Annotated in this window: 22 protein-coding genes; 20 read left to right on the forward strand and 2 right to left on the reverse strand. The window is 71.3% G+C overall.

The window, feature by feature from the left end; genetic code table 11:
• The first annotated feature begins 2 nt into the window (after positions 1-2).
• From FNX44_RS01330 to FNX44_RS01370, 9 genes are all read left to right on the forward strand, one after another.
• Positions 3-884, forward strand: coding sequence for a LysR family transcriptional regulator (locus tag FNX44_RS01330; protein ID WP_143646028.1), 882 nt, complete (start codon positions 3-5; stop codon positions 882-884).
• Between the two features lie 56 nt (positions 885-940).
• On the forward strand, positions 941-2,221 hold the full coding sequence (locus FNX44_RS01335; RefSeq protein WP_143646029.1) for a cytochrome ubiquinol oxidase subunit I: 1,281 nt from the start codon (positions 941-943) through the stop codon (positions 2,219-2,221).
• Between the two features lie 13 nt (positions 2,222-2,234).
• A complete protein-coding gene (locus FNX44_RS01340) occupies positions 2,235-3,212 on the forward strand; it encodes a cytochrome d ubiquinol oxidase subunit II (protein WP_153506699.1) in 978 nt (325 codons plus the stop codon).
• 68 nt (positions 3,213-3,280) lie between these two features.
• Positions 3,281-3,937, forward strand: coding sequence for a maleylpyruvate isomerase family mycothiol-dependent enzyme (locus FNX44_RS01345; RefSeq protein WP_143646031.1), 657 nt, complete (start codon positions 3,281-3,283; stop codon positions 3,935-3,937).
• A gap of 220 nt (positions 3,938-4,157) precedes the next feature.
• Entirely contained in the window at positions 4,158-5,087 is a 930-nt protein-coding gene (locus FNX44_RS01350; RefSeq protein ID WP_143646032.1) for an NAD-dependent epimerase/dehydratase family protein, read from the forward strand.
• Between the two features lie 79 nt (positions 5,088-5,166).
• Positions 5,167-6,297, forward strand: a complete 1,131-nt coding sequence (locus FNX44_RS01355) for a nucleotide disphospho-sugar-binding domain-containing protein (RefSeq protein WP_143646033.1) — start codon at positions 5,167-5,169, stop codon at positions 6,295-6,297.
• A 62-nt stretch (positions 6,298-6,359) separates the two neighbouring features.
• Positions 6,360-6,824 (forward strand): hypothetical protein, encoded by a 465-nt coding sequence (locus FNX44_RS01360; RefSeq protein ID WP_143646034.1) that lies wholly within the window; start codon positions 6,360-6,362, stop codon positions 6,822-6,824.
• Between the two features lie 182 nt (positions 6,825-7,006).
• Positions 7,007-7,699, forward strand: a complete 693-nt coding sequence (locus tag FNX44_RS01365; RefSeq protein WP_143646035.1) for an antibiotic biosynthesis monooxygenase — start codon at positions 7,007-7,009, stop codon at positions 7,697-7,699.
• Positions 7,700-7,718: 19 nt separating this feature from the next.
• The gene (locus FNX44_RS01370; RefSeq protein ID WP_143646036.1) at positions 7,719-9,368 is read left to right on the forward strand and encodes an MFS transporter; all 1,650 of its coding nucleotides are present in this window, start codon (positions 7,719-7,721) and stop codon (positions 9,366-9,368) included.
• Positions 9,369-9,523: 155 nt separating this feature from the next.
• Here the strand turns inward: FNX44_RS01370 and soxR are convergent, their stop codons facing one another.
• Positions 9,524-9,979, reverse strand: coding sequence for a redox-sensitive transcriptional activator SoxR (soxR, locus tag FNX44_RS01375; RefSeq protein WP_143646037.1), 456 nt, complete (start codon positions 9,977-9,979; stop codon positions 9,524-9,526).
• Positions 9,980-10,249: 270 nt separating this feature from the next.
• Between soxR and FNX44_RS01380 the strand changes: the two genes are divergently transcribed.
• On the forward strand, positions 10,250-11,026 hold the full coding sequence (locus tag FNX44_RS01380) for a response regulator transcription factor (RefSeq protein ID WP_143646038.1): 777 nt from the start codon (positions 10,250-10,252) through the stop codon (positions 11,024-11,026).
• A gap of 315 nt (positions 11,027-11,341) precedes the next feature.
• Here the strand turns inward: FNX44_RS01380 and FNX44_RS01385 are convergent, their stop codons facing one another.
• On the reverse strand, positions 11,342-13,675 hold the full coding sequence (locus FNX44_RS01385) for an FAD-dependent oxidoreductase (RefSeq protein WP_181354601.1): 2,334 nt from the start codon (positions 13,673-13,675) through the stop codon (positions 11,342-11,344).
• Positions 13,676-14,115: 440 nt separating this feature from the next.
• On the opposite strand from FNX44_RS01385, the gene FNX44_RS01390 reads away from it, so the two are divergent.
• The 10 genes from FNX44_RS01390 to FNX44_RS01435 all read left to right on the forward strand — a co-directional run.
• Positions 14,116-14,442, forward strand: a complete 327-nt coding sequence (locus tag FNX44_RS01390; protein ID WP_143646039.1) for a TcmI family type II polyketide cyclase — start codon at positions 14,116-14,118, stop codon at positions 14,440-14,442.
• Positions 14,439-15,710: a beta-ketoacyl-[acyl-carrier-protein] synthase family protein gene (locus tag FNX44_RS01395; protein WP_143646040.1), complete on the forward strand. Its 1,272-nt coding sequence runs from the start codon at positions 14,439-14,441 to the stop codon at positions 15,708-15,710. Before FNX44_RS01390 ends, FNX44_RS01395 begins: the two co-directional genes overlap by 4 nt.
• The gene (locus tag FNX44_RS01400) at positions 15,707-16,921 is read left to right on the forward strand and encodes a ketosynthase chain-length factor (RefSeq protein ID WP_143646041.1); all 1,215 of its coding nucleotides are present in this window, start codon (positions 15,707-15,709) and stop codon (positions 16,919-16,921) included. The genes FNX44_RS01395 and FNX44_RS01400 overlap by 4 nt, the downstream gene beginning before the upstream one ends.
• A 44-nt stretch (positions 16,922-16,965) precedes the next feature.
• Complete coding sequence (locus FNX44_RS01405; protein WP_143646042.1) at positions 16,966-17,235, forward strand: acyl carrier protein; 270 nt, start codon at positions 16,966-16,968, stop codon at positions 17,233-17,235.
• 79 nt (positions 17,236-17,314) lie between these two features.
• Positions 17,315-18,100 (forward strand): 3-oxoacyl-ACP reductase FabG, encoded by a 786-nt coding sequence (fabG, locus tag FNX44_RS01410; protein ID WP_143646043.1) that lies wholly within the window; start codon positions 17,315-17,317, stop codon positions 18,098-18,100.
• Between the two features lie 36 nt (positions 18,101-18,136).
• Positions 18,137-19,072, forward strand: a complete 936-nt coding sequence (locus FNX44_RS01415; protein WP_143646044.1) for an aromatase/cyclase — start codon at positions 18,137-18,139, stop codon at positions 19,070-19,072.
• A 2-nt stretch (positions 19,073-19,074) separates the two neighbouring features.
• On the forward strand, positions 19,075-20,580 hold the full coding sequence (locus FNX44_RS01420; protein WP_323369008.1) for an FAD-dependent monooxygenase: 1,506 nt from the start codon (positions 19,075-19,077) through the stop codon (positions 20,578-20,580).
• 105 nt (positions 20,581-20,685) lie between these two features.
• Positions 20,686-21,555, forward strand: coding sequence for a glucose-1-phosphate thymidylyltransferase RfbA (rfbA, locus tag FNX44_RS01425; protein WP_143646045.1), 870 nt, complete (start codon positions 20,686-20,688; stop codon positions 21,553-21,555).
• 33 nt (positions 21,556-21,588) lie between these two features.
• Entirely contained in the window at positions 21,589-22,578 is a 990-nt protein-coding gene (gene rfbB, locus FNX44_RS01430) for a dTDP-glucose 4,6-dehydratase (protein WP_143646046.1), read from the forward strand.
• Between the two features lie 71 nt (positions 22,579-22,649).
• The coding region (locus FNX44_RS01435; RefSeq protein WP_143646047.1) for an FAD-dependent monooxygenase at positions 22,650-24,124 on the forward strand (1,475 nt) is incomplete at its 3' end.

A 24,124-nucleotide genomic window follows, 5' to 3' on the forward strand; every position in this document is an offset into this window, starting at 1 on the left:
GCATGGAGCTGCGCCAGTTGGAGTACTTCGTGGCGGTGGTCGAGGAGGCCAGCTTTACCAAGGCGGCCGCGCGGGTGTTCGTGACCCAGCCGTGTGTGAGCGCGCAGGTCAGACGGCTCGAACGCGAACTGGGCCAGGACCTTCTCGACCGCGGCGGCCGGTCGGTGCGGACGACCGAGGCGGGAGCGGCGGCACTGCCCCACGCCCGCGCGGTACTGGCCGCGATCGACGGACTTCGCGGAGCCGTGGAGGACCTGTCCGGCCTGGTGCGCGGACAGGTGGTCCTCGGCTCGGTGCCGTCCTCGCCCTCCCTGCGGCTTCCCGACCTCATCGCGGAGTTCAGCGAGAAGTACCCGGCGGTGGAGATCTCCCTCGTCGAGGGCACGACGGACAGGCTGGTCGAGTCCGTGCGCTCCGGCCGCGTCGACGTCGCGATCATCGGGATCTCCGCCGAACCGCCGGCCGGCCTCGACACCGCGGTGATCGCCGACGAGCCGCTGATCGGCGCCGTCGGCCACGACCACCCGCTGGCCCCCAGCGCCGCGATCGCCGTCGAGGAGATCGAGGGCCACGCGCTGATCTGCCTGCCCGAGGGCAGCGGACTGCGCGCGGCGGCCGACGCCGCGTGGGCGGCCGCCGGGGTCAAGCCGCGGGTCGCCTTCGAGGCCGGCGACCCCCGCGTGCTGGCGCAGCTCGCCGCCCGCGGTCTCGGCGTGGCCATCCTGCCCGAGCGGTTCGTGCTGTCCCGGCCGGAGGAACTGCACCCCGTGGAGATACACAGCCCGCATCTGCGTGCCGGTCTCGCGCTCGCACGCCGGTCCGGCGGCCGCATCAGTCCGGCGGCCGACGTGCTGCTGGCGCACGCCCGCAACATGCTCGGCTGAGCGGTCCGCAGCCACCGGCAGCAAGCCCCCCGTCCCCTTCCGTCGGAAGCGCCGCGTTGAACGTCGTCGACCTCGCCCGCCTCCAGTTCGCCGTGACCGCCACGCTGCACTTCCTGTTCGTGGCGCTCACCCTCGGACTGGTCACCGTCGTCGCGTTCCTGCAGACCAGGGCGCTGCGGACGAAGGACCCGGAGCGGCGCTCCCTGCGCATGCGGCAGGTCCGCTTCTGGGGCGGCCTCTACGTCGTCAACTACGCGCTCGGCATCATCAGCGGCCTCGCGCAGGAGTTCCAGTTCGGACTCAACTGGTCCGGCCTCTCCCACGTCCTCGGCAACGTCGTCGGCGCCCCGCTCGCCATCGAGACGATGGTCGCGTTCTTCCTGGAGGCGACCTTCCTCGGGCTGTGGGCGTTCGGCTTCGGGCGGGTACCTCCCCGCGCCCACCTGGCCCTGATCTGGGGCGTCGCCTTCACCGCGTACGCCTCCACCTTCTGGATCATGGTCGTGAACGGCTTCATGCAGCGACCGGTCGGCTACGAGATGCGCGACGGCACGGCGCACGTCACCGACTGGGGTGCCGTTGTCACCAACGGGGCCACCTGGTACGCGATCGTCCACATCGCCGGCGCCGTGACCCTTCTCGCCGGATTGTTCATGACCGCCGTCAGCGCCTACCACCTGCGACGCGACCGGGACATCGGCTTCTTCCGCCCCACGCTGGTGCAGGGCTCGCTGCTCGCGGGAGCGGGCGCACTCGTCACCACCGCGGCCGGAGTGGTCCACCTGGTCGCACTCGACGACTACCAACCGGAGAAGTACGCCGTGGTGATGGGCGCCACCGGCGCGGAACTCGACCGGGCGCGGGACGCCGCGGCGGCCGCCTACGGCACGGGTGACTGGCTGCCGCCGGTGTGGGTCGGCGTCGCCTCCCTGCTGATGCTGCTCATCGGCCTCCTGCTGGTCGTTCTGGTCTGGGTCCCCGCCACCGCCGTGCGAGGCGCGCCGCCGGGCGCGTCCCTCGCCCGGCGGCGCTTCAGGCTGAGGCTGCCGGCGGTACTGCTGCCCCTGGGCTTCGTCGCGATGATCTGCGGCTGGCTCAGTCGCGAGGTCGGCCGCCAACCGTGGATGGTCACCGGCGAACTGACCGTCCGGGAGGCGATCGGTGACGTCTCCGTCGGGGGAATGCTCGCCTCGTTCCTCGCCTTCACCTTCGTACTCGGCACGCTCGCCGTCATCGACTGGGTGCTGATCTGCCACTACGCGCGGCGCGGACCGGACGCCGGACTGCTCGGCGACGAGGACCTGTTCCCCGCCGGGCCCGTACGCGCGCTCGACTGACGGGATATCTGCGGTGGACGTCTTCTGGTACGCCCTCGTCGGCCTGCTCCTCGCCGGCTACCTGGCCCTGGAGAGCATCGACTTCGGGGTGGGGATGCTGCTTCCGCTCGCCCCCTCGGAGGCCGGCCGTGCGCGGGTACGCCGCACCATCGTGCCGCTGTTCCTCGCGAACGAGGTGTGGCTGGTGGCCTTCGTCGGGCTGCTGTTCGGCGCGCTGCCGCTGCTGGAGGGGAAGTTGCTGTACGCCCTGCGGCTGCCGCTGCTGGCCCTGCTGACCGCCTGGTTCCTGCGCGACGCCGCCCTGTGGTTCCGCGGCGCGCATCCGGGAGCCGCCTGGCGGCGGACGTGGGACGTCGTACTTCCCGTCAGCAGCCTGGTGCTCGCCGCCGGCTGGGGCGCCGTACTGGCCGCCCTGGTACGGGGGTTGTCCACCAACGGCGGCGGACACGCCGTGCTCACCGCCACCGACCTGCTGCACCCCTTCGCGCTGCTGGGCGGGTGCGTGACCGTGGCGGGCAGCCTTCGCCAAGGGGCGCTCTTCACCGGCCGCGCCGTCCCGGGGGACAGCGTGCACGCCGTGCGGCTCGGAAGGGTCCGCCGGGCCGCCACGCCAGCCCTGCTCGTGCTGCTGCTGCTCACCGCGGTCGTCGGCGCGCTCACCACCGGCGCGCCACCGGCCGTGGCCGGTGTCGGCGCACTCGCCGCCGTCTGCGTCCTCGCCTCGGAGGCGTCGCTGAGGAGCGGCCGCACGTTCTCGGCGCTGCTGTTCGGGGCCGTGCCGTTCCTCACCGCGCCCCTGGCGGTGGGTGCCGCGCACGGCACCACCGTGCTGGCCACCCGTTCGGGAGCGGGCGAACTCGACCTCCCCGAAGCGATCGCCGACGCCGCCTCACTCCAACTGCTGGCGGTGACCGTACTCCCCGTGTTCCTGGTGGTGATTCCCGCACAGGTGTGGATCTGGCGCGTCTTCGCTCCCACCGACCGCGCATAAGGAATCGTTCTGCCGCGATAAACAGGGCTTCTTGGCCGGCCGGACACCCCTTCGGTACTCTGGAAGTCATGGCCAACCGGGGACAACTGCATCCAGAATCCGAGATCCGCGCGGCGATCGCGGCCGAACGCCGGGAAATCGCCGCCGTACTGGATGAACTGCCGGGCCGCGCATGGGACGAACCGTCGCTGTGTACGGGCTGGCGCGTTCGTGAGGTCGCCGCCCACATGTCCCTGGGGTTCCGCTACTCCTTTCCCAAGCTGGCCGGGGAACTCGTCAAAGCCCGCGGCAGCCTCGACCGCATGACCGACCGGTGCGCCCGCAGGGACGCGGCGGAGTTCTCCACCACCCAACTGGCCGGTTTCCTCAGGGACAACGCGCACCACCCCTGGAAGCCGCCCGTGGGCGGCATCGTCGCGGCACTCGGCCACGACGTCGTACACGGCCTCGACATCACGGTTCCCCTCGACGTCGACCGGAGGATCCCCCGGGATCGGCTGCGCATGCTGCTCTCCGCCGTCGACCCCAAGTCCGTCAGGTTCTTCGGCGCCCGACTCGACGGCGTCGAACTGCGGGCGACCGACCTCGACTGGACGTTCGGCGCCGGAGCGCCACTCAGCGGCAGCGCGCAGGACCTGCTCCTCGTCACCTACGGCCGGAAACTTCCCTCCGGCCGCCTCGACGGGCCTGACGCGGGCCGTTTCACCCTCCCGAAGGCGAACTGAATTCCCCTCCTTCTCTTTCTTGACATTGCCTGACGGCGATTTGAACGGCCTTCCCTTGACGTCAATTCCGGCGGCGAACAAGCTGATCGCGGAATCGCTTTTCCGGTGTCGGTGACGCCGGAACGCCTCGACTGTCGGCAGGAGAAGGAGGATCGCCCATGACCGCGTCCCAGGAGAGTCACACGGGACCCAGGGCGCCGCACACCTCAACGGCCCGCCGGTGAGCGCGCGGACGGTCCTGGTGCTCGGGGCCACCGGTTTTGTGGGGCGGCACGTGTGTGCGGCCTTCACCGCCGCCGGACACCGTGTCGTCGCGGTCGCCCGAACCGCGGTGGACGGGCTGGCCGCCGCCCGGTTCACACCGCTGGACCTCGCGCGAACCCCCGCCGAGGACGTCGCCCGGCTGCTGGAGGAGGAGCGGATCGATGTGGTGGTCAACTGCATCGGCAGCATCTGGGGCGCACCACCCGAGAAGATGGTCGAGCGCTGCACCGCGCCGACACTGCGGCTGCTCGAAGCCCTGGCGGTGACGTCCCGGCGCCCCCGGCTCGTCCAACTCGGCTCCGTCCTGGAGCAGGGCTCGCCCCCGGCCACCGCCTACGGGCAGGCCAAGCTGGCCGCCACCGAGGCCGTGCTGCGGGCCGACGCCCGCGGCGAGGTCGACGCCCTCGTCCTGCGGGTCGCCAACGCGGCCGGCCCCGGCACCCCCGAGATCAGTCTGCTGGGGCAGGTCGCCGCCCGGCTGAAGGAGGCGGCAGGTCGAGGTGAGAGCGCGCTTGTCGAACTGACGGCGCTGCGTGCCCATCGTGACTACGTCGACGTACGGGACGTCGCCGACGCCGTCCTGGCCGCCGCCGGGTCCACGGCCACCGGAGAGGTCGTCGGCATCGGACGCGGCGAGGCCGTTCCCGTGCGTTCGCTGGTCGACGACCTCATCAGGATCAGCGGGGTGCCCGCCCGGATCGTCGAGAGGGAGGCCGGGCCCGCGCGGCCCAGGACCGACGACTGGATCCAGGTGGACGTCACACCGGCGCGGCGGGTCCTGGGCTGGCGCCCGCGCCGCTCCCTGGAGGACGCGCTCCGGTCCTTCTGGGCCGACAGCGGCGGCGCGGCCGCCGTCGGCCACCGGGTCGGCGGGGCCCAGCGGTGACCCGCGCCTGGCGCCCGTCAAGTCTCCGTCCGCGGGCCGGTAGGGGCCCGCGCACCTTCCACGAAGGGTTCACCACGCGATGAGAGTTCTGTTTCTCGGTGCCGGAAGCGCGGCCACCATCTACGGCCTGACCCCGCTGGCGACCGCCGCCCGCAACGCCGGCCACCAGGTCATGATGGCGGCCCCGCGCAACGTCCTGCCGGACATCGCGGCCCTGGGCCTGACACCGTTCTCCGTCACCTCGACTCCGATCCCGCACTTCAGGACAAGGGACCGGGCCGGAAACCCGGTGACCGTGCCCGACAACGCCGTGGAGGGCCGGCTCTTCACCGGCGGATGGTTCGGCCGGCTGGCCGCGGCCAGTCTGGAACCGCTGCTGGAACTGGCCGAGGACTGGCGCCCGGACCTCGTCGTCGGTGGCACGTTGACCTACGCGGCGCCCCTGCTCGCGCACCGGCTCCAGGTGCCGTACGTGCGACACGCCTGGGACATCAAGGACTTCGACGGCATCGACCCGGGAGCGGACCGGGAGCTGCGGCCGGAACTCGACGCGCTCGGCCTCGACCGGCTGCCCGACCCGGACCTGTTCGTCGACGTCAGTCCGCCGAGCCTGCGCCCCGCCGGCGCGCCGCCCGCCCAACTGATGCGCTGGACGCCGGTGAACCAGCAGCGTGAGGTCGAGCCGTGGATGTACACCCGCGGTGAGCGGCGCCGGGTCGTCGTGACGGGCGGCAGCCGCGGTCTCAACTTCGACTTCGTCAAGGCCATGGTGGAGAAGGTCTCCGCCCTCGGCGTGGAGGTCGTGGTGGCGGCGCCGGAGGAACTCGCCGCGAAGCTGCGCGACCAGTTGGACGGCGTCCGCGCCGGATGGATACCGCTGGACGTCGTGGCACCCACCAGCGATCTCATCGTCCATCACGCGGGAGGCGTCACCAGCCTCACCGCACTGCACTTCGGCGTCCCGCAACTCGCCGTCATGGAGTCGCAGGACAGCGCCTCGCACGGTGCCGCTCTCGACCGCGTCGCCGACCTGGGCGCGGGACGCACCCTCTATCCCGCCGAGTTCACCGCGGAGCGCGTCGGGGCCGCCTGCCGCGACCTGCTGGAGAACCCGTCCTACGTGCGGCAGGCGCGCGCGCTCTCCGAGGAGATGGCCGCGCTCCCCTCGCCGTCCGAGGTGGTCGGCGCCCTGGAACGGCTCGTCGCGTGAGTCCGGCGCACCGCAGGACCGACAGAGCGACCAGTCGAAACGACAGCAGAAGGGAACCTCACATGAGTCGCAGCAAGCGCACCGCCGGCGTGGCCCTCGCGGCCGGTGTCCTCGCGGCCTCGATGCTCTCCGCGTGGCCCGCCGCCGCCGCACCGGCCACCCACTCCTCACCGGTCGGCTGCTGGAAGGCGCAGGCCATCGAGGGCGACAGGCCGCCCGCGGACGTGGAGATCAGGTTCAACGCGGACCGGACGCTGAAGCTGACGGGCCCGCGCGACGAGGACGGCGCCCCGTACTTCGAGGGCACCGGCGACTGGGCGCCCCGGGCCGGCGGCGCCTTCCGCTTCACCGTGCGCCACCCGCTTCCGTTCGGGACTCCCGCGGAGGCGCGCTCCTCCCTCGAAGGCGCTCTCTCCTCCCACCGCGCCTTCTCCGCCAGTGGGTTGACCCACTACCACTACGACGACGGCCGGGTGGAGGGGCCCAGCGGCATCAGGATGACCGGGACACGCGTCTCCTGCGGCTGACCGCACGGAGCGCACGCGACCGCCGGGGGCGGGGGCAGCCGAGGCCCCCGCCCCCGGCGTCGGCCACCCCACCCCGGAGGCGTCAGAACTGCCTTGACTTCAAGACGACTTGAAGTGTGAGCCTGAGTGTCGGTCGGCGGTCCGCGCCGGCCCGTGAGGACGCACTCCAGGAGGAGACCCCGATGAGCACACCGCTCAGCCCCCTGCCCGTCATCGGCCGGGACGACTGCGGCATCGCCGTACTGGGCCGCTGGGTGACCGCCGGCCCCGACGACCAGCGCTCGGTGGCCGACGCCTGCCTCGCCGCGTGGGCCGAGGTGCCCTGGCCGGAGGGCCTTCTTGCCGTCAACTGCTTTGTCAGCACCAATGGTGACACGGTCCTCACCTACGAACAGTGGTCGGGTGAAGCGGAGTTGCGTGCGTTCGACGGCGCCGGCGACACCGCGGGGCGCGAGGCGGTCGACCGGCGGATCGCCGCGGCCGCCGACGCCGAACGCTTCGAACCCTTCGTGTGCGCGCTGCACCGCAGCAGCGTGATGGACTCGCGCAGCGTGCCGACGTGCGTCGTGATCACCACGTTCCTCTTCGACGAGGCGGAGACGGCGCGCGCCTGGTCGGACGCGATCTGCCATGCCGACGCGGCCCAGCCCGAGCCCACCCCCGGCGGCATCTCCCGCCACTTCCTGCTCAGCTCCGACGGCACAGAGGTGCTCAACTACTCGGAGTGGCTGGACGAGGAGTCCCACCGCGGGTTCCTGGAGAACCCGGTGCAGACCCCCGAGTGGCGGAAGGTCGAGTCCTTCACCGGCCTGACCCACGGGCCCGGCCGGCGCTGCCTCCCCTACGGGGGCCTCACCGCGCCGCTCGCCCGGTGAACCGCACACCGCCACGACGATGGGATCTCGCGTGACCACAGCTGCTCCTCCCAAGGCCGGGAGGCGGGAGTGGATCGGACTGGCCGTCCTCGCCCTGCCCACCCTGCTCCTGTCCATGGACCTGAGCGTCCTGTACCTCGCGGTTCCGCAACTGAGCGCGGACCTGCGGCCGAGCAGCGCCCAACTGCTCTGGATCATGGACATCTACGGATTCCTGATGGCCGGTTTCCTGGTCATGATGGGAACCCTCGGCGACCGCATCGGCCGCCGTCGGCTGCTGCTGATCGGTGCCGCCGCCTTCGGCGCCGCCTCGGCGCTCGCGGCCTTCTCGACCAGCGCCGAGATGCTGATCGCCACCCGCGCCCTGCTCGGCATCGCCGGCGCCACGCTCGCGCCCAGCACCCTGGCGCTGCTCCGCACCATGTTCCACGACCCCAAGCAGCGCACCGCCGCCATCGGTGTGTGGACCGTGTGCTTCTCGGCGGGAAGCGTGTTGGGCCCGCTGGCCGGCGGTGCTCTCCTCGCGTACTTCTGGTGGGGATCGGTCTTCCTGATCGGCATTCCGGTCATGCTGCTCCTGCTGGTGGCCGGACCGGTCCTGCTGCCGGAGCACCGGAACACCTCGGCGGGCCGGGTCGACCTCCTGAGCGCCGCCATGTCCGTGGTGGCCGTCCTCGGTGTCATCTACGGCATGAAGGACGTCGCCGCACACGGGCTCGGCCCGACCGGTGTCCTCGCCGTCGTCGGAGGGCTCGCGGTGGGGGCCCTGTTCGTCTACCGGCAGAAGCGGCTGGCCGATCCGCTGCTCGACCTCGGCCTGTTCTCCACCCCGCGCTTCGGTCCGGCGCTCGGGATCATGGGACTCGCCGTCCTGGTGATGTCCGGCACCCTCTTCTTCGTCGCCCAGTACCTCCAGCTCGTGCGCGGCCTGACGCCGCTGCGAGCCGGGCTGTGGATGATGCCGATGGCCTTGGGCGTGGTGGTCGGTGCCGCGGTGACGGCACAGGTCATCCGCAAGGTCCGTCAGCCGGTTGTCATGGGAGCCGGCCTGCTCGTCTCCTGCGGTGCCTTCTTCCTCCTCTCCCGAATGGAGACCGACTCCCCGATCGTGCTGTTCGTCGCCGGGGTCTTCTGCATGTCCTTCGGTGTCGCCCCGGTGATGATCCTCGGTCTGGAACTGGCCGTCGGGTCGGCCCCGCCGGAGCGTGCGGGCGCGGCGTCGAGTGTCGCCGAGACGGTTCAGGAGTTCGCCCTGGGCCTCGGGGTCGCCGCGATCGGCAGTATCGGGACCGCGGTATACCGAAGCGAGGTGGAAGGCGCGCTCCCGCCGGGAGTGCCCGCGGACGCCGCCCGCGACGCCCAGGACACACTCGGCGGCGCGGTGAACGCCGCGGAGGAGCTGTCCGGTGGGGCGGGGGAGGCGCTGCTCGAGGTGACGCGGGCAGCGTTCACCCAGGGACTGCAGACCGCCGCCACCATCTGCGCCGTCCTGGTGGCCGTCGGCGCCCTGGTCACGCTGACCGTCCTACGGGGCATCGGCGGGCCGCGACCGGCGGCGACGGAGAAGACGCCCGAGGAGCCGGACCGACCGGCGGAGTCCGGGCCGGAGGAACCCACCCCCGTCCACGCCGGCCGGGAGGACGGCTACCCGGCGGAACGCCGCGAGTGACACGAGGCCGCCGCGGCGGCGCGGGACCGTGACCGTCGAGGCGGTCGCTCGGCCGGTGTCCGGCCGAGCGACCGCCTCCCGGCGTGCGGGGCGTCGCGCCTCGGGGGCGGTCGGCGGCTGAGGGGGCTGACGGTGCTGACGGTGCTGAGGGGGCGTCACCCTCCGGTGAGCCGGGTGGGTCCCTTGCCCACGTGCCGGTGGATGTCCCCCGGGTTGACCAGCGCGCAACGTCCCAGGGACAGACAGCCGCAGCCGATGCAGGAGGTCAGGTCGTCCCGCAGCTCCTCCATCTGCTTGATACGGGTGTTGAGGTCCTGCCGCCACAGCTCGGACACCCGCGCCCAGTCCTCGGGCGTGGGCGTCCGCTCGTCGGGCAGCAGCTTCAGGGCGGCACGGATGTCCTCGAGTGCGATGCCCACCCGCTGCGACGCCCGGACGAACGCGACCCGCCGCAGCATGTCCCGGCTGTAGCGACGCTGGTTCCCCGAAGTGCGGCGGCTGGAGATCAGCTGCTGCTCCTCGTAGAAGCGCAATGCGGACGTAGTCACTCCGCTTCGTTCGGCGAGTTCACCGACGGTCAGTTCGCTTGCCTTGCGTGGTAAGAGCGTCATACCGACAACCTAGACGTTCACCATGGCGGCCCCGCGTCCGGTGGTCTTCTCCACGGCGGACCGGCCGGTCGAACGGGTGTTTTTGCGACCTTTGCGGGCGGTCGTCTTCACCACATCGCCCTAAGCGGAATCCGACCTTTACTCAACCTCTCTTCGTATCCGCTTTGCATGCCTCGTACCGGGTCGTTTGAGGTTTGACGAGTGCGCGCGGGGGCTTGTAGGTTCGTAATGAGGCTGGACTACAGCCGAGCTGACGAGCTAGGGGGAAAAATGAACCGGACTTCCAGCTGTGTCTTAGAGCCCCGTATAACCGCTTCCCGTAACCCGGGGGGACGCCCGGTGGAACCGGCGGGGGCGGTGCGCCCCTCGCTCGGTGGGCCCGGCGGGTCGGGCTGGCGGGTCCTGGTCGTCGAGAGTGACGTCGACGACGCCGAGCCGCTCGTCAGCGGGCTGCGCCGGCACGGCCACGAGGTCGAGACGATCACCAGCGGGCGCGCGGCCCTCGAGGCGTACGAGGACGCCGACCTCGTCCTGTTGGATCTCGAACTGCCCGACCTGGACGGCCTCGAGGTCTGCCGGGCCATCCGCACGGCCTGCGACGTCCCCATCATCGCGGTCACCGCTCGGGGTACCGAACTCGACCGGGTGCTGGGCCTGCAGGCCGGGGCCGACGACTACCTGACCAAGCCCTACGGCTTCCGGGAGCTGATGGCCCGGGTCGAGGCGGTCATGCGTCGGGCGCGTCCGCAGGCGTCGCCGCCCAGCGTCATCAACCACGGGCCCCTGCTCATCGACACCGCCTCGCGTGAGGTGACCCTGGAGGGGCGGCGGATACCGATGACCCGCAAGGAGTTCGACCTGCTGTGCCTCCTCGCGGCCAATCCCGACACCGTCATCCCCCGCAAGCGGCTGATGCAGCAGATCTGGGGAGACTCCTGGTCCCGTAGAACCGTCGACACGCATGTCAGCACCCTGCGCAACAAGCTCGGTGCGAGCAGCTGGGTCATCACCGTTCGAGGTGTCGGCTTCCGTCTCGGCCACGGATAATTTACCCGTTCTTCAACAAGTGGAAAAGGCGCACGCCGGGCTGCGGTGGCAAACCGCAGCCCGGTGACGGCTTCCCGACGCGGCCTTGTGAATTCGAGAATGACTCGAAACACCGTTCCGTGGATCGACATTCCCGAAGTGTTTGTCAGGTGCCTGGCAAACTTCCGAAACCGGAACGTGCTCCGGGGAAACGGGCTGGTTGCCTGTCGCCACTCGGCGGCGAATTCCTCCTCGGCCGTGCGCCAGGCGTCGGCCGTGCGACAGAGCGGAGTGCCCGGCCTGCCGCGCCAGGCGCCAGGCCGGGTCACGGGGCACTCAGGCGGCGCGGCGGGCGATCACGAACCGGGGGTGGCCCTCGCGGTCCGTGTGGCTGGTGACCGCCTCGAAACCGGCCGCGCGCACGATCTCGATCACCGCGTCGGCCAGGGCGTCGTAGTGCTCGATGGCCAGCACGCCGCCTCCCGTGAGGAGTCGGGCCGCGGTGGCGGCCACCGACCGCACCGCGTCCAGCCCGTCCCAGCCGGAGCGGATGGCGCCGGCGGGCTGGTGCGTCGCCAACTCCGGGATCAGGTGGACGTGGTCGGGAACGTTCGGCGGAGCCGCGGTGACCAGATCGACCGTGCCGTCGAGGCCGGACAGCAGATCCGGGGCGGCGATGTCGCCCCGGACGAAGTCGAGCTCCGCTTCGACGCGGTCCTTCAGGCCCTCGGCGTTGCGCTTGGCCCAGTCGAGCGCCGTGGCGCAGACGTCCACTCCGGTGACCACCGCCGCCGGGCGCAGCGCGCCGACGGCCAGCGCGACCGCTCCGGAACCGGTGTAGAGGTCGACGACCCGCGGGTGGTCGGAGCCGCAGCGGGCAAGCGCCTCGGTGACCATGGCCTCGGTCCGGGTGTGCGGGACGCGTACACCGGCGCCGACCGCCAGCTCCAGATCGAACAGCCGGGCTCGACCGGTCAGGTACTCCAGCGGCTCGCGTCCGGCGCGGCGACCCACCAGCATCCAGAAGCCCTGCGCGTCCTCGGCGCTCATCGGAGCGTCGAGGTCCGGGTCCTCCCCGGGCAGTACGTGGGCGGCCAGCGTCAGCGCGTCGGCGCGCGGCGTCGTCACCCGTGTCGCTGTGAGGAGTTCGGCCGCGCGGCGCACGTGGTCGCCGACCGAGTCGGCCGCCGGCGGGCCTGGCTTGCCGAACCTGGCCCGGCAGTTGTCGTAGTACGTCTTCAGCCACAGGGCGATCTGAGGCTCCATCCGGGCAGCCGCGAGCAGGTCGGGCTGCGGGGTGAAGTCCGGGTCGAGCTCCTCGGCCCACTGCGCGTAGATGGGCTTGAGGCCCACGTCGAAGAACTCCTGCCAGCCGGTCGGCACGTTCCAGTGCTGCTCGTAGCCGGTGGCCAGGGTGTGCTCGACGGTGGTGTCGAGAACGGCCTCCCGCGACATGCCGCCCAGGGGCGCCCGCTCCGGGGCGAACGGCTCGAGGTCCAGCTCCGGCTCGCCGCCGAGCATCCGCGCCGCGAACTCCTTGGCGAGCAGGGGCGAGAGGAAGAGCCCGTCGCGGTAGGTGCCGGTCATCATCCAGAGCCCCCTGAGCGGGGTCTCGCCGAGCAGCGGGAAGCCGTCGAGGGAGATGGGCCGGTTGCCCACGTTGATGCCGCTGACCGCGCTGCTCCACAGGTTGCGCCGGGTCTGCCGGTGGGCGCATTCGAGCAGGAACAGCAGATCGCCCATCACCGGGTCGGCCATCGGCTGCGGAGTGATGATGTTGGTCGCGCCGACGTACACACGGCCCGCGCCTCGCGGCACGATGTGCAGGCCGCACGCGAAGGCCCGGTTCGGTGTCCGGATCACCGACTCGGGCTGCGTCCCGTCCTGGGTGGTGACCACGGCGGAGACGCCGTAGCCGGCCACCAGCCGGGGGATGCAGTCGCCGAGCCCAGGCACCGAGTCGACCAGGGTCTGGGTGCCCACGCCGCCCGCGAGCAGGACCTGTCCGGAGGTCAGGGACGTGCCGTCCTCGAGTACGACGCCGCGGGACTGGCCGTCGTCGCCCAGCACGGAGGCGGCGTGGCCGTCGATCAGGGTGACGCCGAGGTCCCGTGCCGTCTGCTCCAGCCTGAGCAGCAGCCTGCCGGAGTCCACGGCGTGCTCCCCGGGGATGTGCAGCGCCTGGAGGGGGCGGCTGTTGGGATCGGGGTCGAGCCAGCCGACGTCCGACGGGTCGACCGTCTCGTACGGCTCGTCGTGCTTCTCAAGCGTCGCTCGGATCGCGTGGAAGTTGTCGGTGTCGATGCCCGCGGTACCGACGCTGTTGAGGAGGACCGTCGTGCCGTTCGCGGTGAGGATGTCACGTCCGTCCGACAGCCCGCCCGAGATGCTCTCCAGCCATTCGGGCCACAGGTCCTTGGCCCGGAGGTCGAGAGCGAACTTGGTCTGCCCGTAGGTGTTCTCCACCAGGGTGGTGGTCACCTCGCCGAAGCAGCCGAGCATCGCGCCGGCCGCCGTCGAGGCCGCGTACGGGCGGTGTCGGGGGCCGACCAGCGCCACCGAGGCGCCGCGGCGGGCGAGCTCGACGGCGGCCGAGGAGCCGAGCGCGCCGTTGCCCACGACGATGACGTCGTACCCGGTCGGCCTGCCGTGTTCCGAGACATGTGTCACAGGGAGAACTCCTAGAGTGGGTAAAGCCGTTGCCGAAGGCGCGGTGGCCGACATCGTGGGCATGAGAATTCCCGTTCGTCCAATAGGTTTGCCGACTGGCGGTCAGAAGGAATCCTTATGCGGGCGTCCCGGAGAGAGGGGCCAACCGGTGTGCAGCGGGTGCCACTCGGCGAGTTGGCAATCCCGTGGAGTGTTTCCGACGTTCTCCTGAAGTTTCTCGGAGAGCCGCGCACAGTACCTGTCGAACCCTGACCTCCGCCTGGCCGGAAGGCACTTGAAGAGCGGCTGGGAGTAGACGAGGCTCTTGGGGAACGGTCCAGCTGATTGCGGGATTCCCTTTCCCGTGCTTCCCCGGAGCCTCCGTCATTCGACAGGCGACGTCATTCATCCGGGCACCGCGCGCGGCATCACCGAGAAAACCTGTTGTGGAGGAGAGACGCATGCACAGCACTTTGATCGTGGCTCGGATGGACCCCGACGCGAGCGTCGACGTGGCGAAACTCTTCGCGGAGTTCGACGCCGGCGACATGCCGCATCGCATGGGTACTCGGCGACGCCAACTGTTCTCGTACCGGGGCCTCTACTTCCACCTTCAGGACTTCGACTCGGACAACGGCGGCGAACTCATCGAGGAGGCGAAGTCCGACCCGCGGTTCGTCCGGATAAGCGACGACCTCAAGCCGTTCATCCAGGCGTACGACCCGGCGACCTGGCGCTCGCCCGCGGACGCCATGGCGAACCGCTTCTACCACTGGGAGTCGGCGTGACCGAGCGACGGGTTGTCATCACGGGCATGGAGGTCCTGGCACCCGGCGGAGTCGGCACCGAGAGCTTCTGGAACCTCCTGAGCGAGGGGCGGACCGCGACGCGCGGCATCACCTTCTTCGACCCCTCGCCGTTCCGCTCCCGGGTGGCCGCGGAGATCGACTTCGTCCCCGAGAAGCACGGGCTGAGCCCGCAGGAGGTCCGGCGCATGGACCGCGCCGCCCAGTTCGCGGTGGTCGCGGCGCGCGGCGCGGTCGCCGACAGCGGCATCGAACTCGAGGGGTACGACCCGTACCGGGTGGGTGTCACCGTCGGCAGCGCCGTCGGCGCCACGATGGGTCTCGACGAGGAATACCGGGTGGTCAGCGACGGCGGCCGGCTGGACCTCGTGGACCACAGGTACGCCGTCCCGCACCTCTACAACTACCTCGTCCCCAGCTCCTTCGCCGTCGAGGTGGCCTGGGCGGTCGGCGCGCAGGGGCCGAGCACGGTGGTGTCCACGGGCTGCACCTCGGGGATCGACTCGGTCGGCCACGCGGTGGAGCTGATCCGGGAGGGCTCCGCCGACGTGATGGTCGCGGGCTCCTCGGACGCCCCCATCTCGCCGATCACCATGGCCTGCTTCGACGCGATCAAGGCGACCACGCCGCGGCACGACGAACCGGACCGCGCCTCCCGCCCGTTCGACGGCACGCGCAACGGCTTCGTCCTGGGCGAGGGTGCGGCGGTCTTCGTCCTGGAGGAGTTGGACGCCGCCCGCCGGAGAGGGGCGCACATCTACGCGGAGGTCGCCGGGTACGCCACGCGCAGCAACGCGTACCACATGACCGGGCTGCGACCGGACGGCGTGGAGATGGCCGAGGCCATCCGGGTCGCGCTGGACGAGGCGCGGATGGACCCCGAGGAGATCGACTACATCAACGCCCACGGCTCGGGCACCAAGCAGAACGACCGGCACGAGACAGCCGCCTTCAAACGGAGCCTGGGCCGGCACGCCTACCGGACCCCGGTCAGCTCGATCAAGTCGATGGTGGGGCACTCGCTGGGCGCCATCGGCTCCATCGAGATCGCGGCCTCGGCGCTCGCCATGGAACACAACGTGGTCCCGCCCACCGCGAACCTGCGGACGCCCGACCCCGAATGCGACCTCGACTACGTCCCGTTGACGGCCCGCGACCAGCTCACCGACGCGGTGCTCTCGGTCGGCAGCGGCTTCGGCGGCTTCCAGAGCGCCATGGTGCTCGCCCGACCCGAGAGGAGTGCGGCATGAGTACGAGGGTGGTGGTGACCGGCCTCGGCGTGGTGTCCCCCAACGGGTTGGGCACCGAGGACTTCTGGGCGGCGACCAGGAGCGGGAAGAGCGGCATCGGCCGCATCACCCGGTTCGACCCGTCCCGCTATCCGGCGCGGCTCGCCGGCGAGATCCCCGGCTTCGTCGCCGAGGAGCATCTGCCCAACCGCCTGCTGCCGCAGACCGACCGGATGACGCGGCTCGCGCTGGTGGCGACCGACTGGGCGCTCGCCGACGCGGGCATGGTGCCCGAGGACCTGCCCGCTTTCGACATGGGCGTGGTGACGGCCAGCCATTCCGGCGGTTTCGAGTTCGGCCAGAACGAGCTGCGGAAGCTGTGGAGCCTGGGCAGCCGGCATGTCAGCGCGTACCAGTCGTTCGCCTGGTTCTACGCCGTCAACAGCGGCCAGATCTCCATCCGCAACGGGATGAAGGGGCCCAGCGGCGTTGTCGTCAGCGACCAGGCCGGTGGACTGGACGCGGTGGCGCAGGCCAGGCGGCAGATCCGCAGGGGAACGGCGCTGATCGTGTCCGGGGCGGTGGACGCCTCCATCTGCCCGTGGGGCTGGGTGGCCCAGCTCGCGGGGGATCGGCTGAGCACCAGCGAGGAACCCACCCGGGCCTACCTGCCCTTCGACGGCGAAGCGCGCGGCCACGTGCCCGGTGAGGGCGGGGCGATCCTCATCCTCGAGTCCGAGGAGGCGGCCCGGGTGCGCGGCGCGAGGATCCACGGCGAGATAGCCGGCTACGGAGCGACCATCGACCCGCCGCCGGGCAGCGGTGGCGAGGCCGGACTGCGCAGAGCGCTGGAGACAGCCCTGGCCGACGCCGGGGTGCGGCCCGAGGAGGTCGACGTGGTGTTCGCGGACGCCGCCGCGATCCCCGAACTGGACCGCACGGAGGCCGACGCCCTCAACACCGTCTTCGGCCGGGGCGCCGTCCCGGTCACCGCGCCGAAGACCATGACCGGGCGCCTCTACTCGGGGGCCGCGCCGCTGGACCTCGCCGCTGCCTTCCTCGCCATGGCGGACGGCCTCATCCCGCCCACGGTCAACACCGAACCGCTGCCCGAGTACGGCCTCGATCTCGTCGGCCCCCAGCCGCGACCCGCCGAAGTGCGTACGGCGGTGGTACTCGCCCGGGGCCAGGGCGGCTTCAACTCCGCGGTGGTCGTGCGCGCCCCGCGCTAGGACCTGCCCGGCGGACACATCGAATACGAAGGGATCAACTTCACATGAGCACCAAGGAATTCACCCTCGACGATCTCAAGCGGATCCTGCGCGACAGCGCCGGCGCCGACGAGGCGGTCGACCTCGACGGCGACATCCTCGACGCCGGGTTCGAGGAGCTCGGCTACGAGTCGCTCGCCCTCCTGGAGACGGGCGGGCGCATCGAGCGGGAGTTCGACATCACCCTCGACGACGACGTGCTGGTCAGCGCCCCCACCCCGCGCACGCTGATCGCGGCCGTCAACAACCTGCTCGGTACGGACGTCGCCGTCTGACGCGCCACCCCCGTGACCCCCGGGCGCGTCGCCGCGCTCGGCGGGTCGACACGCCCCACACGTGAGGAGAAGAAGGACCATGACAGAGCAGAACAAGCGCGTCGCCCTTGTGACCGGAGCCACCAGCGGAATCGGCCTGGCCGTCGCCCGGCTCCTCGCGGAACAGGGCCACCGGGTCTTCATCGGCGCCCGCACCGCCGAGAACGTGGCGACCACGGTCAAGCAGCTCGCCGCCGCGGGCCTGGAGGTCGACGGCGCGGCGGTGGACGTCCGGTCCGCCGAGCAGATCAGGGACTTCGTCCAGGCGGCGGTCGACCGCTTCGGGACCATCGACGTCCTCGTCAACAACGCCGGTCGCAGCGGTGGCGGCGTCACCGCCGACCTCGCCGACGAGCTGTGGGACGACGTCGTCGACACCAACCTGAACAGTGTCTTCCGGATGACCCGCGAGGTGCTGAACACCGGTGGCATGCGGAGCAAGGACCGCGGCCGGGTCATCAACATCGCCTCCACCGCGGGCAAGCAGGGCGTGGTGCTCGGCGCCCCCTACTCCGCGTCCAAGCACGGCGTCGTCGGCTTCACCAAGGCCCTCGGCAACGAGCTCGCCCCGACCGGGATCACCGTCAACGCGGTGTGCCCCGGCTACGTCGAGACGCCGATGGCCGAGCGGGTCCGGCAGGGCTACGCGGCGGCCTACGACACCACCGAGGACGCGGTCCTCGCGAAGTTCCAGGCGAAGATCCCGCTCGGCCGCTACTCCACGCCCGAGGAGGTCGCCGGCCTGGTCGGCTACCTGGCGTCCGACACCGCCGCGTCCATCACCTCGCAGGCGCTGAACGTCTGCGGCGGCCTCGGCAACTTCTGACCCACCCGACGTCGACCGAACACCGGAGCAAGTGACATGACTACCCGCCAGGTCGAGCACGAGATCACCGTCGAGGCCCCGGCCGCCGCCGTCTACCGGCTGATCGCCGAGGTGGAGAACTGGCCGCGGATCTTCCCGCCCACCATCTACGTCGACCACCTGGAGAGGGGCGACAGGCAGGAGCGGATACGGATCTGGGCCACCGCCAACGGCGAGGCGAAGAACTGGATCTCCCGCCGCACGCTGGACCCGGAGAACCTGCGGATCACTTTCCGCCAGGAGGTCTCCACACCGCCGGTCGCCGCGATGGGCGGCGCCTGGATCGTCGAGCCGCTGTCCGGGAGCACGTCCCGGCTCAGGCTGCTGCACGACTACCGGGCGATCGACGACGATCCCGCCGGACTGAAGTGGATCGACGAGGCCGTGGACCGCAACTCGCGCTCCGAACTGGCCGCGCTGAAGACGAACGTCGAGTTCGCCGTGGCCTCGGAGGAGATCACCTTCTCCTTCGAGGACTCGGTGCGGATCGACGGCTCCGTGAAGGACGCCTACGACTTCGTCAACGAGGCCGGGCTGTGGGCGGAGCGGCTGCCGCACGTGGCCTCCGTCCGCTTCGGCGAGGACACCGACGGCCTGCAGTCCCTGGAGATGGACACCCGCGCCAAGGACGGGTCCACCCACACCACCAAGTCCTACCGGGTGACCTTCCCGCACCACAGGATCGCCTACAAGCAGGTCACCCTGCCCGCGCTGATGACCCTGCACACCGGCTACTGGACGTTCGTCGAGGACGGCACCGGCGTGACCGCCTCCTCGCAGCACACCGTCGTCCTCAACACGGCCAACATCACGAAGATCCTCGGCGCGGACGCCACGGTCGAGGACGCCCGCTCCTACGTGCGGAACGCGCTCAGCACGAACAGCCGTGCCACCCTCGGCCACGCCAAGGACTTCGCCGAGAGCAGGCGTTGACCGTGCCCACTCCCGTGCTGGAGACCGAGGTCCTGATCGTCGGAGCGGGCCCCGTCGGACTGATGCTCGCCGGTGAACTGCGCCTCGGCGGCGCCGAGACGGTCGTCCTGGAACGCCTTGCCGCACCGACCACCGAGTCCAGGGCCTCGACGCTGCACGCCCGCACCATGGAACTGCTGGACAGCCGCGGACTGCTGGACGCTCTGGGCACCCCGCCCGACGAGCCCCGGGGGCACTTCGGCGGGGTGCCGCTCGACCTGCGGCTGCCCAGCCCCTGGCCCGGCCAGTGGAAGGTGCCGCAGACCCGCACGGAGGCACTGCTGCGGGACTGGGCGCTCGGGCTCGGCGCGGATCTGCGGCGCGGCCACGAGCTGCGGGCGGCGCGCTTCGCCGACGACCACGTCGAGGCGGTGGCGGCCGGGCCCGGGGGCCGGTCGCTGCGGGTACGGGCACGCTTCGCCGTGGGCTGCGACGGGGAGCACAGCACCCTGCGCCGACTCGTGGGAGCCCCGTTCCCCGGACGCGAGGCGAGCCGGGAACTGCTCCGTGCGGACGTCGCGGGGATCGACGTACCGAACCGACGCTTCCAGCGGCTGGACCGGGGCCTGGCCATCGCGGCGCGCCGCGCCGACGGGATCACCCGGATCATGGTGCACGAGTTCCAGGCCGGCGCCCGGCGCCGCACCGCGGAACCGGAGTTCGCCGAACTCGCGGAAGTCTGGAAGCGGGTCACCGGAGAGACCGTCGACCACGGCACCCCGGTGTGGGTGAACTCGTTCGGCGACGCCAACCGGCAGCTCGCGAACTACCGCCACGGCCGGGTGCTGTTCGCCGGCGACGCCGCCCACCAGCAGATGCCCATCGGCGGCCAGGCACTGAACCTCGGACTGCAGGACGCCGTCAACCTCGGCTGGAAGCTCGCCACCGAGGTCAGCGGACGGGCCTCCGCGGGGCTCCTGGACACCTACCACGCCGAGCGGCACCCGGTCGGCCGGCGGGTGCTCGCCGACATCAGAGCCCAGGCGCACCTGCTGCTCGGCGGACCCGAGGTCGAGCCGTTGCGCACACTGCTGGCCGAGCTCATCGACGAGCGGCCCGAGGCCCGTGCGCACCTGGCCGGCATGATCTCGGGCCTCGACATCCGCTACGGCGCCGACACGGCTCCCGGTGACCCGCTCCTCGGCGCCCGGCTGCCGTACACCGAACTCCAGGGCGTGCACGGCGGAATGAACACACGCGACCTGCTGCGGACCTCCGGCCGCGGCCTGCTGCTCGACCTCGCCGGCGACGCGGCCCTGCGCACCGCGGTGCGGCCGTGGGCCGACCGCGTGGTCACCGTGACCGCTCGGCCGGCCCCCGACGGGCCGCTCGGAGCGGCCCGCGCCGTCCTGGTACGGCCGGACGGACACATCGCGTGGACCGGCGCGACCGGTGGGCCGGAAAACGCGCTGGGCGACTGGTTCGGAAAACCCGAACCCGCGCGCGTCGGCCGCTCTGACAAGAATTGACATCGCTCTGACCTGACGGCCCTTGAATCCGTCAAGTAGGCCGAGAAAGCTGGTCATTGGTCTTCTCGACCACGACCCAGCAGATAATGCCTGGAGGCAGGGACCGTGAAAGGGATCATTCTGGCCGGTGGCCACGGAACAAGGCTGCAGCCGATCACTCTGGGAATGTCCAAGCAGCTGCTCCCGGTATACGACAAGCCAATGATCTACTACCCGCTCTCGGTGCTGATGCTCGCGGGCGTGACCGATATCCAGATCATCTCCTCCCCGCGCGATCTGGAGGGTTTCCGGCGGCTGCTGGGAGACGGTTCGGATTACGGGCTGCGGCTGACCTATGCGGAACAGGAAGAACCGCGCGGGCTCGCCGACGCCTTTCTCATCGGGGCCGACCACATCGGTGACGACCCGGTGGCGCTGGTACTCGGTGACAACATCTTCCACGGCCCCGGATTCAGCGCCCTGCTCCAGGAAGCCGTGACGGACGTCGACGGCTGCGTGCTGTTCGGCTACCCGGTGCGCGATCCCGAACGGTACGGAGTCGGCGAACTGGACGACGAGGGCAGGCTGGTCTCCCTGGAGGAGAAGCCGGCCCGACCCAGGTCGAACCTCGCCATCACCGGGCTCTACTTCTACGACAACGACGTGGTCGACATCGCGAAGAACCTGCGTCCCTCACCGCGCGGCGAACTCGAGATCACCGACGTGAACCGGATCTACCTGGAGCGCGGCAAGGCGGAACTCGTGTCCCTGGGAAGGGGCTTCGCCTGGCTCGACACCGGAACGCACGACGCGCTGACCGAGGCGGGCCAGTACGTGCAGATCCTGGAACACCGGCAGGGCGTCCGCATCGCCTGCATCGAGGAGATCGCCTGGCGTATGGGATTCATCGACCGCGAGGCCTGCCACCGGCTCGGGAAGCGGCTCGCGAACTCCTCGTACGGCCGATACGTCATGGAGATCGCCGCGACCGGCTGACCGGCCCGTCGCTCGTCCAGTTCGGAGCGTGTCATGAGAATCCTGGTGACCGGCGGCGCCGGCTTCATCGGCTCGCACTACGTGCGAGCACTGCTGGAGGGGCGGTACGAGTCGACGCGGAACGTCGACGTCACCGTCCTGGACAAACTCACCTACGCGGGCAACCGCGCCAACCTGCCCGCCGCGCACCCGCGCATGACCTTCGTCCACGGCGACATCTGCGACCGGGCGCTGCTGCACGAACTCCTGCCGGGACACGACGCCGTGGTGCACTTCGCCGCGGAGTCCCACGTCGACCGGTCGGTCGCGGGAGCCGCGGAGTTCGTCCGGACCAACACCCTCGGCACCCAGGCCGTGCTCGACGCCGCCCTGGCCGCGGGCGTGGCGCGCGTCGTGCACGTGTCCACGGACGAGGTGTACGGCTCGATCGAGGACGGCTCCTGGACCGAGGACTGGCCGCTGCTGCCCAACTCGCCGTACGCCGCGTCCAAGGCCGGGTCCGACCTCGTCGCCCGCTCCTACTGGCGCACCCACGGCCTCGACGTCTCCGTCACACGCTGCTCGAACAACTACGGCCCCTACCAGCATCCCGAGAAGCTCATCCCGCTGTTCGTCACCAACCTGCTGCGCGGCGTCCCGGTACCCGTCTACGGCGACGGGCTGAACCGGCGCGAGTGGGTGCACGTCGACGACCACTGCCGAGCCGTCCACCTGGTGCTGCTGCGCGGCGGACCCGGCGAGATCTACAACGTGGGCGGCGGCAGCGAGCTGACCAACCTGGAGGTGACCGAGCGGATCCTCGAACTCTGCGGCGCCGACCGCTCGATGGTCAGGCACGTCACCGACCGCAAGGGGCACGACCTGCGCTACTCCCTCGACGACGCCAAGATCCGCGAAACGCTCGGCTGGGCGCCGCGGACGGGCTTCGAGGACGGACTCGCGGCGACGGTCGCCTGGTACCGGGACAACCCGAGCTGGTGGCGGCCCGTCCGGGACGCCGCACCGGCCGCCGTCACCGCGTGAGGACCACGGACGGGCGCGGCCACGCACGGCGAACCGCGCCGGACCACCAACACAGACAGGAGGGGACGTTCGTGGACACGGACGTGATAGTCGTCGGGGCCGGGCCCACCGGACTGATGCTCGCCGGTGAGCTGCGCCTGGGCGGGGCGCGGGTGATCGTGACCGAACTGCTCGAAGCGCCCACCGGGCAGTCACGGGGACTGGGATTCACCGCCCGCGCCATGGAGACCTTCGACCAACGCGGCCTGCTGCCCCGGTTCGGCGACCTGGAGACCAGCCCGCTCGGCCACTTCGGCGGCGTCCAGTTCGACTACACCGCGCTCGAGGACGCCCACTTCGGAGCCCGGGGGATACCCCAGTCGCAGACCGAGGCCGTCCTCGAACAGTGGGCCACCGAACTGGGCGCCGACATACGCCGCGGCTGGGAACTGCGCGACCTGACCGACCACGGCGACGGCGTCCGGGTCACCCTCGCCACCCCCGAAGGCGAGAAGCACCTCACCGCCGCCTACCTCGTCGGCTGCGACGGCGGCCACAGCGCCGTCCGCAGGGCCGCCGGCTTCGACTTCCCGGGCACCCCCGCCACCCGGGGCATGTACCTCGCCGACGTCGTCGGCTGCGGCCTCAAGCCCCGCTTCCTCGGCGAGAAGCTGCCCAACGGCATGGTGATGGCGGCCCCGCTCGGCGAGGGCGTGGACCGGATCATCGTCTGCCCGCACGGCACCCCGGCCCGCGACCGCGACCAGGCCGTCACCTTCGAGGAGGTCGCCGAGGCCTGGCGGCACATCACGGGAGAGGACATCTCGCACGGCCGCGCCGAGTGGGTCAGCTCCTTCACCGACGCCACCCGCCATGTCACCGAGTACCGGAGGGGCCGGGTGCTGCTCGCCGGCGACGCCGCCCACATCCACCTCCCGGCCGGCGGCCAGGGGCTGAGCACCGGCGTACAGGACGCGGCCAACCTCGGGTGGAAGCTGGCCGCCGAGGTGACCGGCCGGGCGCCGGAGGGCCTGCTCGACACCTACCACGCCGAGCGGCACCCGGTCGGCGCGCGGCTGCTGAGCAACACCCGCGCCCAGGGCCTGGTGTTCCTCGGCGGGGAGGAAGCCGACCCGCTCCGGGAGCTGTTCACCGAACTCCTCACCCATGACGGAGTCCGGCGGCACCTCGCGGGCTCGGTGAGCCACCTCGACATCCACTACCCCCTCCCCGGCGGCGACCACCCCCTGCTCGGCCGCCGCCTGCCGCCCCGCGCCCTGCGCACCGCGGAAGGAGCCACCACCACGACCGCGCTGCTGCGCCACGGACACGGCGTACTGCTCGACCTCGCCGACGACGCCGACCTCCGCCGGACCGCCGAGCGGTGGAAGGACCGGGTGGTCGCGGTGACGGCGTCCGCGGACCCCGCCGACACCCGCACCGACCCGTTCACCGGCACGGCCGCCGTCCTCGTGCGGCCCGACGGCTACGTCGCCTGGACCTCGACCGACGACCAGCCCGTCACGGACGCACTCGAGCGCTGGTTCGGGCCGGCCGCGCAGAGCCC

It is taken from the genome of Streptomyces alkaliterrae (assembly GCF_007097205.2).
GTDB lineage: Bacteria > Actinomycetota > Actinomycetes > Streptomycetales > Streptomycetaceae > Streptomyces > Streptomyces alkaliterrae.

Bases quoted from the DNA above. Each gene is read 5' to 3' on its own strand.
- FNX44_RS01400 (WP_143646041.1), top strand. From the start codon at position 15,707: ATGAGTACGAGGGTGGTGGTGACCGGCCTCGGCGTGGTGTCCCCCAAC.
- FNX44_RS01355 (WP_143646033.1), top strand. From the start codon at position 5,167: ATGAGAGTTCTGTTTCTCGGTGCCGGAAGCGCGGCCACCATCTACGGC.
- soxR (WP_143646037.1), bottom strand. From the start codon at position 9,979: ATGACGCTCTTACCACGCAAGGCAAGCGAACTGACCGTCGGTGAACTC.
- rfbB (WP_143646046.1), top strand. From the start codon at position 21,589: ATGAGAATCCTGGTGACCGGCGGCGCCGGCTTCATCGGCTCGCACTAC.
- FNX44_RS01360 (WP_143646034.1), top strand. From the start codon at position 6,360: ATGAGTCGCAGCAAGCGCACCGCCGGCGTGGCCCTCGCGGCCGGTGTC.
- fabG (WP_143646043.1), top strand. From the start codon at position 17,315: ATGACAGAGCAGAACAAGCGCGTCGCCCTTGTGACCGGAGCCACCAGC.
- FNX44_RS01345 (WP_143646031.1), top strand. From the start codon at position 3,281: ATGGCCAACCGGGGACAACTGCATCCAGAATCCGAGATCCGCGCGGCG.
- FNX44_RS01405 (WP_143646042.1), top strand. From the start codon at position 16,966: ATGAGCACCAAGGAATTCACCCTCGACGATCTCAAGCGGATCCTGCGC.
- FNX44_RS01380 (WP_143646038.1), top strand. From the start codon at position 10,250: ATGAACCGGACTTCCAGCTGTGTCTTAGAGCCCCGTATAACCGCTTCC.
- FNX44_RS01370 (WP_143646036.1), top strand. From the start codon at position 7,719: ATGGGATCTCGCGTGACCACAGCTGCTCCTCCCAAGGCCGGGAGGCGG.
- FNX44_RS01365 (WP_143646035.1), top strand. From the start codon at position 7,007: ATGAGCACACCGCTCAGCCCCCTGCCCGTCATCGGCCGGGACGACTGC.
- FNX44_RS01390 (WP_143646039.1), top strand. From the start codon at position 14,116: ATGCACAGCACTTTGATCGTGGCTCGGATGGACCCCGACGCGAGCGTC.
- FNX44_RS01415 (WP_143646044.1), top strand. From the start codon at position 18,137: ATGACTACCCGCCAGGTCGAGCACGAGATCACCGTCGAGGCCCCGGCC.
- FNX44_RS01330 (WP_143646028.1), top strand. From the start codon at position 3: ATGGAGCTGCGCCAGTTGGAGTACTTCGTGGCGGTGGTCGAGGAGGCC.